This window comes from Desulfovibrio piger, assembly GCF_012843875.1.
In the GTDB taxonomy this organism is placed as follows: Bacteria; Desulfobacterota; Desulfovibrionia; order Desulfovibrionales; family Desulfovibrionaceae; genus Desulfovibrio.
In genome coordinates, this window is record NZ_JABAFY010000128.1 from 1 (window position 1) to 554 (window position 554).

Below are 554 nucleotides of genomic sequence, written 5' to 3' on the forward strand. Positions count from 1 at the left end.
GCGGAATTCAAAGCTTCGGTACTATGCTTAGCCCCGTTACATTTTCGGCGCAACGTCATTAGACCAGTGAGCTATTACGCTTTCTTTAAACGATGGCTGCTTCTAAGCCAACGTCCTGGGTGTCTCTACAACGTCACCACCTTAACCACTGAGCATAGATTTGGAGACCTTAGCTGTTGATCTGGGCTCTTACCCTCTCGACGACGGACCTTAGCACCCGCCGTCTGACTCCCATGGTACATCTGACCGGCATTCTGAGTTTGATAGGGTTTGGTAATCTGGTAGGACCCCTAGCCCTGTCAGTGCTTTACCTCCGGTAGACAATCCATGAGGCTATACCTCAATATATTTCGGGGAGAACCAGCTATCACCGGGTTTGATTGGCCTTTCACCCCTATCCACAAGTCATCCAAACCGTTTTCAGCCGGTATTGGTTCGGTCCTCCACAAGGTTTTACCCTTGCTTCAACCTGCTCATGGATAGATCACCCGGTTTCGGGTCTAATCCGCACTACTCATCGCCCTTGTCAGACTCGGTTTCCCTACGGCTCCACT

Annotated in this window: 1 rRNA gene; it reads right to left on the reverse strand. The window is 50.7% G+C overall.

The features are described from left to right. Positions 1 to 554 (reverse strand): 23S ribosomal RNA (locus HF854_RS12450); the annotation flags it as partial.